At 76.1% G+C, this 9,469-nt stretch carries 11 protein-coding genes; 7 read left to right on the forward strand and 4 right to left on the reverse strand.

Annotated features, from left to right (window positions below):
* Positions 1 to 462: 462 nt before the first annotated feature.
* Positions 463 to 1,164: a type 1 glutamine amidotransferase domain-containing protein gene (locus ACFV0G_RS27185; protein ID WP_380553295.1), complete on the reverse strand. Its 702-nt coding sequence runs from the start codon at positions 1,162 to 1,164 to the stop codon at positions 463 to 465.
* 250 nt (positions 1,165 to 1,414) lie between these two features.
* On the opposite strand from ACFV0G_RS27185, the gene ACFV0G_RS27190 reads away from it, so the two are divergent.
* The 4 genes from ACFV0G_RS27190 (at position 1,415) to ACFV0G_RS27205 (ending at position 4,923) form a co-directional block, all read left to right on the forward strand.
* A complete protein-coding gene (locus ACFV0G_RS27190; RefSeq protein ID WP_380553298.1) occupies positions 1,415 to 2,365 on the forward strand; it encodes a LysR family transcriptional regulator in 951 nt (316 codons plus the stop codon).
* A 124-nt stretch (positions 2,366 to 2,489) separates the two neighbouring features.
* Positions 2,490 to 3,086, forward strand: a complete 597-nt coding sequence (locus tag ACFV0G_RS27195; protein WP_380553302.1) for a GNAT family N-acetyltransferase — start codon at positions 2,490 to 2,492, stop codon at positions 3,084 to 3,086.
* A 322-nt stretch (positions 3,087 to 3,408) separates the two neighbouring features.
* A complete protein-coding gene (locus ACFV0G_RS27200) occupies positions 3,409 to 4,347 on the forward strand; it encodes a pyridoxamine 5'-phosphate oxidase family protein (RefSeq protein ID WP_380553305.1) in 939 nt (312 codons plus the stop codon).
* Between the two features lie 135 nt (positions 4,348 to 4,482).
* Positions 4,483 to 4,923 carry a hypothetical protein gene (locus ACFV0G_RS27205; protein ID WP_380553308.1) on the forward strand — a complete coding sequence of 147 codons (441 nt, stop codon included), beginning with the start codon at positions 4,483 to 4,485 and terminating at the stop codon, positions 4,921 to 4,923.
* Here the strand turns inward: ACFV0G_RS27205 and ACFV0G_RS27210 are convergent.
* Positions 4,907 to 5,353, reverse strand: a complete 447-nt coding sequence (locus tag ACFV0G_RS27210; protein WP_380553311.1) for a GNAT family N-acetyltransferase — start codon at positions 5,351 to 5,353, stop codon at positions 4,907 to 4,909. The genes ACFV0G_RS27205 and ACFV0G_RS27210 overlap by 17 nt on opposite strands.
* Positions 5,354 to 5,564: 211 nt before the next feature.
* On the opposite strand from ACFV0G_RS27210, the gene ACFV0G_RS27215 reads away from it, so the two are divergent.
* From ACFV0G_RS27215 to ACFV0G_RS27225, 3 genes are all read left to right on the forward strand, one after another.
* Positions 5,565 to 6,008 (forward strand): cupredoxin domain-containing protein, encoded by a 444-nt coding sequence (locus ACFV0G_RS27215; protein ID WP_380553315.1) that lies wholly within the window; start codon positions 5,565 to 5,567, stop codon positions 6,006 to 6,008.
* A 22-nt stretch (positions 6,009 to 6,030) separates the two neighbouring features.
* Positions 6,031 to 6,480, forward strand: a complete 450-nt coding sequence (locus ACFV0G_RS27220; protein WP_380553318.1) for a hypothetical protein — start codon at positions 6,031 to 6,033, stop codon at positions 6,478 to 6,480.
* 133 nt (positions 6,481 to 6,613) lie between these two features.
* A complete protein-coding gene (locus ACFV0G_RS27225; protein WP_380553321.1) occupies positions 6,614 to 7,219 on the forward strand; it encodes a dienelactone hydrolase family protein in 606 nt (201 codons plus the stop codon).
* Positions 7,220 to 7,597: 378 nt separating this feature from the next.
* On the opposite strand, the gene ACFV0G_RS27230 is transcribed toward ACFV0G_RS27225, so the two are convergent.
* A complete protein-coding gene (locus ACFV0G_RS27230) occupies positions 7,598 to 8,989 on the reverse strand; it encodes an FAD-dependent oxidoreductase (RefSeq protein WP_380553324.1) in 1,392 nt (463 codons plus the stop codon).
* Between the two features lie 272 nt (positions 8,990 to 9,261).
* Positions 9,262 to 9,469: anti-sigma factor (locus tag ACFV0G_RS27235; protein ID WP_380553327.1), on the reverse strand; the 208-nt coding region annotated here is incomplete at its 5' end.

The following is a 9,469-nucleotide window of genomic DNA, read 5'->3' on the forward strand; positions in this document are numbered from 1 at the left end:
GGCGGGGGGGGCCGCCCACCCCCCGCGCGGCGGGCCGCCCCGCCCACAGATCGGTGCTCCCCCCCCCCCGGCCCGGGGCGCCCCCGCGAACCCCGCGGCGGAGGGTGTCGACATACGGCGTGAGGTCCATGACGTCATGATGGCACCATCATGGCGCCATGCGCAAGCCCGAATGGCGCCACGATCGGGTGATGGCGGTGATGCCGTCCCTGAGCCGGGGATGCGCTGCAGGAGGGCCGGCGGTGCGGGCTGCCCGGGCCTCGGGGTATGCCGTCTCGGGAGGAGCGTGGCGCCACGTGGCGCTGCATGGCGCCGCGCGGTGCCCGGTGGTGCCATGTGGATGCGGGCGCCGGACCCATGGGTCCCGGCAGCGACGAAGGACCCCGGCGGGTCGCCCCGCCGGGGTCCTTCGAGAATTCGGGATCGGCTGTCGGATCAGCCGCTGGATATGAAAGCGAGGGCCTAGCCCAGCGCCATGGTCCGGATCATCTCCGCGGCGAGCGGGGCGGAGGACTGCGGGTTCTGGCCGGTGATCAGGTTGCGGTCGACGACCACCTTCGGCGCCCACGGCTCGCCCACCTGGACGTCCGCGCCGGCCTTGGTCAGCCGGTCCTGGAGCAGCCAGGGTGCCTTGTCGGCGAGCCCGGCCTGGGTCTCCTCGGCGTTGCTGAAACCGGTCAGCCGGTAGCCGGCGAAGGCGTTGCTGCCGTCCTCCCGGGTGGCTGCGAGCAGGGCCGCCGGGCCGTGGCAGACCACGCCGAGCGGCTTGCCGGAGTCGAGCGCGTCGACCAGGAGCCGGCCGGAGCCGGCGTCGACGGCGAGGTCCTCCATCGGGCCGTGGCCGCCCGGGTAGAAGACGGCGTCGTAGTCGTCCAGCCGGACGTCGGCGATGTCGATCGGCTCCCGGAGCCCGGTGAAGGCCTCCAGCCCCGCGGCGATCTCGGCGGCGCCCTCCGCGCCCCCGTTGGCCTCCGGGGTGAGGCTGCCCCGGTCCGGCGTCGGGACGACCCCGCCGGGGGTGGCGACGGTGATCTGGTGGCCGGCGGCCGTGAACGCCTTGTACGGGGCGACGACCTCCTCGGCCCAGAAGCCGGTGGGGTGCCGGGTGCCGTCGTTGAGGGTCCAGTAGGTGGCTCCGGTGACGACGAAAAGGATCTTCGACATGCTGTGTGCTCTCCGCGTGCTCTCTTCGGCGGCGGGCCCGCCCGGGCCCCGGGTGCATCGGCCCGGCCGCCCGGAACCGCCCGCGGCGGCCCCCGGGGGCGACCCGGCGATGACTCGACCCTAGGCCGGTCCCCGGATCCCCGCCAATGACGGTTCCGATGGCTCCCATAGGAAGACCGATGGCAAGCGCGCCCACTCGGCACTGCTCTTCCCGGGTAGGGGGCGGCCGCTCGCCCGGTATCCTGAGGCGGTGAGCCATAGTGATGCCGATGGATCGGCGCCGAGCCGCACGGGTGGCCCCGGAGCGTCGGCCGATCTCAACCTGCTGCGCACCTTCCTCGCCGTCCACCGGTCCGGGTCGTTCACGGCCGCCGCCCAGGTGCTCGGCCTGTCCCAGCCGACGGTGACCGCGCAGATCCGGGCCCTGGAACGCCACGAGGGGCGCGAGCTGTTCGAACGGCTGCCGCGGGGCGTCGCCCCGACCCCGGTGGCCGACGAGCTCGCGGCCCGGGTCGCCGCCCCGCTGGACGCCCTTGCGGCCGCGACCGCCCCCGGCGGCGGACCCGAGGCCGCCGCGGACCCGGTGCACCTGGCCGGTCCCGCCGAGCTGCTGTGCACCACCGTCCTGCCCGCGCTCGCCCCGCTGGTCGCCGACGGGGTGCGGCTGCGGGTGACCACCGGGCTGACCGATCCGCTGCTGGAGGAGCTCCGCGCAGGCCGCCACGACCTGGTCATCGCCACCGCCCGGCCGCGCGGCCGGGTGCTGACCGCGGTGCCGCTGGCGGACGAGGAGTTCGTCCTGGTCGCCGCACCCCGGTGGGCCCGGCGCCTGACCGGGAGCCCGGCGGCGGACGGCGGCGCCGCGCTGCACGGCGTCCCGCTGGTCACCTATGCCGAGGACCTGCCGATCGTGCGCCGCTACTGGCGCCACGTCTTCGGCCGGCGCCTCACCTGCCGGGCCGCCCTCACCGTCCCGGACCTGCGCGGGGTGGTCGCGGCCGTGACCGCCGGGGCGGGCTTCGCCGTGGTGCCGCGCTACCTCTGTGCGGGCGAACTCGCCTCCGGCGCGCTGGTGCTGCTGCACGACCCCGCCGACCCGCCGATCAACACCGGCTACCTGGTGCAGCGCCCGGGCGCGTCCGGCAGTCCGCACGTCGCACGGGTCCGCGACCACCTCCTGGAGGCCGCCCGCTCCTGGTGACGCCCGGCTCCGATGCGGTGCGGCGCACTGTGCTGCCCTGTGGTGCCGCAGGCCGGTGGGCTGCCCTGTGGTGCCGCAGGTCGGGCCGGTTCGCCCACGGTCGGCGCGCCGCCATAATCGGTGGGTGCAGATCCTCACCTTCCCGGAGCAGGACACCCCTCGTGAGCTGCGGGTCCAGGTGCTGGACCTCCAGAACGAGGCGTGGCCCGGACCCGACGCAGGCCACGGCGCCGCCGCTCCTGCCCATGACCCCGCGCCGACGCACGATCCCGCGCTGCGGCCCCGGTCGATGCTGCTGGTCGACGGCGCCACCGTGCTGGCGGCCCTCGACATCCTCGTCAAGGAACTCGCGCACGCCGGGCGCAGCCACGCCGCCGGGGGCCTCAGCACCGTGGTCACCCGCCGCCGGGCGCGCGGGCAGGGCCACGGCCGGCGGCTGGTGGAGGCCGCCCGGGAGGCCATGCCCGCCCTCGGCCTGGACCTGGGGATCTTCACCTGCGACCGGCCGCTCCGGGCGTTCTACGAGAGCGCCGGCTGGCAGCACCTGCCGGGCGCCGTCCTGGTCGGGGGCACGCCGGCCGACCCCTTCCCGAGCGACCGGCCGGGCTTCGACAAGGTCACCATGGCGGCCTTCTTCTCGCCCGCCGCCCGGGCGGCGCGGTCCTCCTTCCGGGACGCCCGCATCGAGCTGTTCCCGGGGGAGACCGACCGGCTCTGGTAGCCGGCGGCCGCCGCGCGGTCACGCCGGCCGTCCGCCGTCCCGTATGCTGACGGTCGGTCATGTCGCCCGGTCAGGGCCATGATGCGCCCGACCGACCCCACATCCGCGGACCGGCCGGGCATCGCGTGCCGGGGGGCGGACGATCGATGTGCACGGGGGATTCGGGGCGGTTCGTGCTGCCGTCCGCACGCCGCCGGATGCCACCGGGCTCCCACGGAGCGGGACGTTGTCCGTCCCCGCCCCGCCCCGGTGCGGACGTCCCGCCCGCCCCGCGGGCAGCCCGTCGGCGCGGCCGCCGCGCCCATCCCACCCGGAGCACCCGATGACGCTGATCGATCCGACCCTGGCCGAGACGGTCGCGGCCTACCGGACCTGCGAGTTCGCGACCCTGGGCAAGGACGGCTCCCCGGTGGCCTGGCCGACCGCCGCGTGGCTCCGGGAGGACGGCACCCTGCTGGTGACCACCAGCCTCGCCTTCGCGCAGAAGGCGCTGAACGTGCGGCGCGACCCGCGGGTCGCGCTGCTGTTCTCCGACCCGACCGGCAGCGGGCGGCCCGACGCGGACCAGGTCCTGATCACCGGCACGGCCGACTGCCCGGACGAGATCATGGCAGGGCCCGACGGCGCGGAGGAGTACTGGCGGACCCTGTTCCGGCGCCAGCCGCACAGCCGGGGCTACGTCGGGGCGCCCGGCCGCTGGTTCATGGACTGGTACTACCTCCGGCTGCTGATCACCGTGACGCCCACCCAGGTCCGGGTGCGGCCCCCGCTCTCCGACCTGCTCGCCCCGGGCCGTTCCGGTACCGACGTTCCGGCTCCGGCCGACGGGGGAGCGCCGATCGGCGCCGACCTGGTCGGGCGCTTCCCGACCGCGGTCCTCGCCGCCTGCGACCCGACCGGGGCGCCGCTGCTCGCCCGTACCCGGGTCGCCGCAACCGAGGGCGGATTCGCGATGGACCCGGTCGCCGACCTGCGGGTCGCGCCCGGCCCGGCCGGCCTGCTGGTCCACCGCCACGACGACCGGCTCTCCGGCATGCACAACGCCCTCGTCCGCGGCGAGCTGCGCAGCGAGGGGGAGCGGTGGCTGCTCGCACCCGGCCGGGTCGTCGAACCGGCCGGCTCCGGCTCGCTCCGCGACAACCTGCGCACCCTCTCCACCGCCCGCAAGGCCACCGCCCGCTACCTCGACCGCCGCTCCCTGCCGCGTCCGCGGGTCGCCTGGGACCGCTTCGCCGACCTCGCCGCCCAGAGCCGCGACTGACCCCGGACCACGACTGCCCCGGGGCCGCGACGGACCCGGAGTCGTGCCCGAGGGAGCCGTGTCCGGCCCGGGCGCGCGCCCCGGGCCGGGGACCCGGGCCGGAGCCCCACGGCGCGGTCGGGATACCGTCCTGGAATGACCGCCACGCCGCCGCCGGACGACGACCCTGCCTCCGGCCCGCCCACGGCGGCGCCGCTCCCGGCCGAGGTGGCCGCGGTGCTCGACGCCGTCCTCGGCCGCGACGGCGAGGTCCGCGCCGCGCTCCGCCGCCAGATCCCGCACCTGGGCGTCCGGGCCAGGTGCGGGTGCGGCTGCGGGACGGCCTACTTCGACCTCGACACGGGCTCCGTGCAGCCGGCCCCGGTCGCGGGCGGCACGCGCGTGGCGGCCGAGGCCCTGCTGTACACGGAGTCCGGCGACTGTCCGGGCGAGGTCCTGGTGTTCACCCACGACGGCTTCCTGTCGTGGCTGGAGGTCTGCTCCTGGAGCGACGACGTCGAGGTGACCATGACGGCCGCCGCCCGCTGGCTCGCCCTTCCCGGGGACCGGACGGTGCCGGTCAGAGGGGCAGTTTGAAACCGTCGTGGCTGCGGGCGAAGCCGAGTGAGGCGTAGAAGCGGTGGGCCCCGGTCCGGCGCTTGTCGCTGGTGAGCTGGACGAGGGTGCAGCCGCGGGCCCGAGCCCGCTCGACGGCGCGGGTGAGCAGCTCGCGGCCGAGCCCGGCGCCGCGCCGGTCCGCGCGGACCCGGACGGCCTCGATCAGTGCCCGCTCCTGGCCGTGGCGGCCCAGCCCGGGGATGTACGTCAGCTGGAGGCACCCGAGGACGGTGCCGTTGCCGTCGTCCAGGACGAGCATCTCGTTCCGGCCGTCGGCGTCCACCTCCGCGAAGGCGCGCTCGTACGCCTCGTCGACCACCGCCTCCGACGGGTCGAGGACGGCGTCCTCCACCGTCAGGAGGGCGACGATCGCGGGCAGGTCCTGCCGGGTGGCCGTACGAAGGAGCATGGCCGAGAGCATGCCATGCCGCCTTCCGGCCCCCGGATCCCGGGGCGCCCCGTCTCCACGGGGTCGGGGCCCGCCGCTCGATCGGCCCAACGGGTGAACTCCGCCCTCCCCGGGCGTGGTCGACCGCCGCCGGGAGGGCCGGGCGCCGAAGGTGTGCTGGGCGACCCATGCCCGGCCCCGACAACCCGACCAGACGAAACGGACCGTGCCCGTGACAACCGCCCGACTGCGCCTGGCCCTCGGTGCCGCGCTCCTCGCCCTCTCGGTCAGTGCCTGTTCCAGCAGTTCGGGCGGCACCTCGGCCACGACCCCGACCGCCACGACCCCGACCGCCACGGCCGCGACGACCACGGCCGCGGCCAGTGCGTCGGCGTCCGTGTCGGGCGGCGGGTCACCGTCCGCCGGCGCGGTGCAGGTCACCATCAAGGACTTCAAGTTCAGCCCGGACACCCTCAGCGTGCCGGCCGGTGCCACCGTGACCGTGGTCAACAACGACACCACCGCCCACACCCTCACCGCGAGCGACAAGTCCTTCGACACCGGGACGATCGAGCCCGGCAAGTCCGCCACGTTCACCGCTCCCGCCAAGAGCGGCAGCTTCCCCTACATCTGCTCCATCCACCCGTTCATGCACGGGACCCTGACCGTCAGCTGACCGCCCGCCACCTGGAGCGCCCGTGGCTGCCACCCCCGAACCCGGCCCGCAGAACCGCAGCACCGCACGGCTCGTCCGCGGCGCGCTGCGGGTGCTCGCCGCCGCCGGACTGGCCGTGGACGCGGCCGTCCACGCCAACCTCGCGGAGCAGTACGACGGGGTCTCGGCCTCGGTCAGCCAGGGCGACCTGTTCCGGGTCGAGGCCGCGGCGGCGTCCCTGGCGGTCCTCCTCGTCCTGCTCTGGCGGCGCCGGCTCGGCGATCTCTTCGCCCTGGCCACCGCCCTCGCGGGCCTGGCGGCGATCCTCCTCTACCGGTACGTCGACGTGGGCGCCATCGGCCCGCTGCCGAACATGTACGAACCCCTCTGGTTCAGCGACAAGTTGCTGGCCTTCTGGGCCCAGGCCGTCGCGGCGGCGGCCCTGGTCCCGCTCGTCCTCGTCCCCTACCGCCGGCCCCGCACGCTCACGTGACCCCGCCTGTTGTGTCCGTGCCGGGCGCAGGCGGGGAACAGCCGTTGCACGGCTGCCACGACGGCTGCCCGGCGCGCGGCCAGGAAGGATGCCCGTCAGCCCTCGTCGGCCGGCGGTGCGGGAAGCTGGTGTGATGGCCCACGTCGCGTTGTTCCACTCCGTCCTCGGCCTGCGCCCGGTCGAACTCCTCGCCGCCGAGCGGCTGCGCCGCGCCGGGCACGAGGTCGTGACGCCCGACCTCTTCGGCGGCGAGACCGCGGCCACCCTCGACCTGGGGTTCCGGCTGCTCGACCGCGTCGGCTGGGCCGCGGTCGTCGCGCGCGCCCGACAGGCCGTCAAGGAGATGCCCGAGGAGACCGTGCTCATCGGCGTCTCCATGGGCACCGGCGTCGTCGCCGATCTCTGGGCCGATCGCCCGGCCGGCGCCGGAGCCGTTCTCCTGCACGCCGTCGCCGACCTCCCCGCAGCCGTCCGTCCAGGGGCGAAGGTGCAGTTGCACGCCGCCGAACCGGATCCCTTCGCCCCACCCGAGCGGGTGGCCACGCTCCGCCGAAGCGCCCGGGAGCGGAAGGTCGACCTGGAGGTCTTCCGCTATCCGGGCGCCGGCCACTTCTACACCGACCGCGAGCTCCCCGACCACGACCCGGCCGCAGCCGAGTTGACCTGGCAGCGGGTGCTGGACTTCCTGGCCCCGGTGCGCGGCCGGCGCAGGGCTGCCAGCGGGCGTCCGCCTCGATGAGGGTCAGCTCGGCGTCGTACTGGTCCGTTTCGAAGTCGGACTCCAGTGGGCGGGACCCGTCGGCGGGGACCTCCCAGTCCGATCGGCGGACGACGTTCCCGAACCGCTGGACGACGGCGGAGAGATAGCCGCAGCAGCCGCCGGTGCACTCAGGCTCGCCGAGCTGTACGCGCCGCGGCCCGCCGGTTGCCCGTAGAGAGGCGGGCCGGCCGGGAAGAGCCCGGCGGCACTCGGCCCGAAGCCCCCGGGGCCGGCCGCGTGCTCCACCAGGTCAACGCCGTTCACCCAGAACTGCACCTGGGCCGCGCGCCGGGGCCCCGGCGTCAGCACCCTGATCTCGATGTGGTCGAACACCCGAATGACGCGCTCGCGCCCGGATCAGCGGCCGGGGCCGGGGCCGGCGTGCGGGTGCCCGCTCGCAGTGTCGAGGGCGTCCCAGCCGCTCAGTTTCACGCGGTCGCCGCGGCCGAGGGCGGCGGCCATCGCGTGTTCGCCGGCGTCGATGCCCAGCCAGTCGTCGTAGGTCACCGGACGCACCCCGCGGGCGGCCAGCTGGTCGGCGAGCGGCGGTGCGGCCGGGTCCGCCCGGTGCGCCGGCGTGCCGGGCGCCCGGTCGGCGAGCAGGGCGCGGACGGTCTGCACGGCGTCGGGCCGGTTCGTCCCGATCACCCCGGTCGGGCCGCGCTTGAGCCAGCCGACCACGTACTCGCCCGGCAGCGGCCGGCCGTCCGCGCCCAGGACCCGGCCGTCGGCGTTCGGGACGACGGCGCGCCGCTCGTCGAACGGCAGCCCGGGCAGTGGCACGGACCGGTAGCCGACCGAGCGGAGCACCAATTGGACGGGGAGGAGTTCGAAGCGGCCGGTGCCGGACACGCGCCCCGAGGCGTCCTGGGCGGTCTGTTCCAGCCGTACGGCGGTGACCCGGTCGGTGCCCAGGATCTCCGCCGGCCGCCGCCAGAACCGCACCGACACCCGGCGGGCGGCGCCCTGCGGGCTGCGGCCGGCCCACTCCGCGAGGACGGCGAGGTTGCCGCGCACCCGGCGGTCGAGCGGTGCGCCCTCCTCGGCCGGCGGGTCGAGTGCACCGGGAGGCAGGCCGGGGACGGTGATGTCGACGTCCGGCAGTTCGCCGAGCTCGCGCAGCTCCTTGGTGGTGAACCGGGCCTGGGCGGGCCCGCGGCGGCAGACCAGGTGCACCTCCTCGACCCGGCTGGCCGCCAGTGCCGCGAGCACCGGCTCCGGCACGTCGGTGGCGTCGAGGCCGGCGGCCGGGCGGGCCAGCATCCGGGACACGTCGAGCGCCACGTTCCCGGCGCCGATCACCGCGACCGCCCGTGCGTCCAGGGTGAACATCGCGGGATCGGCATCCGGGTGCCCGCAGTACCAGCGGACGAAGTCGGCGGCCGCCGCACTGCCCGGCAGGTCCTCCCCGGACACCCCGAGGCTGCGGTCGCGCGGCGCGCCGGTCGCGTACACCACCGCGTCGTAGCAGGCGAGCAGCATCTCCCGGGTCACCTCGCGGCCGAGCCGCAGGCCGCCGAGGAACCGCACCTGCGGGTGTTCGAGGACCCGGCGGAGGTAGTCGGCGATCGACCGGATCGACGGGTGGTCCGGGGCGACGCCGTAGCGCACCAGCCCGTAAGGGGTCGGCAGCCGGTCCAGGACGTCCACCAGCACCCCGGCCGCGGACCCGTCGGCCCCCTGCGCCGTCTGCTTGACCAGCGCCTCGGCCGTGTACAGGCCGGCCGGCCCCGAACCGACAACCGCCACCCGAAGCACCTGCGCCTGGCCGCGGCCGGGCCCACCGCTCACGGGCCGGTCGCTCGCGGACCCGCCGCTCATGGCCGGCCGCCGATCGGAGCCGTCATGGGAGCCTCCTCCCGCCGTGCCGTCCGTCCGACGGACCGTCCGCGCTGCACGTACCGCGCCGGACCTACTGCGCGGACGTACCGCGCGCATCGCGGACCTCCATGGTCCCACGGCGCGTCGCGCCGCCTCGAACGAGCGGGGGGCTGCCGACCACCCGGGCCGGGCCCTGCCGCTCAGCCGAGGGGCAGCACGAGGACGGTGTTGCCGGTGGGCTGCAGGGATCCGGTGGCCGGTTCCAGGGTGAGGCCGATCCCGCGCGCCCCGTCGACCGGGCCTTCGAGCAGCAGCGAGCCGTTCGCGGAGTGCAGCAGCCCCGCCGGCCGGGCCGCGCTGCCGTCGTCGAACCAGAGTTCCCAGGCCTTCCCGGCGGGGAGCGCGGGC

Origin of the sequence: Kitasatospora sp. NPDC059571 (genome assembly GCF_042735675.1) — a bacterium.
Lineage (GTDB): Bacteria > Actinomycetota > Actinomycetes > Streptomycetales > Streptomycetaceae > Kitasatospora.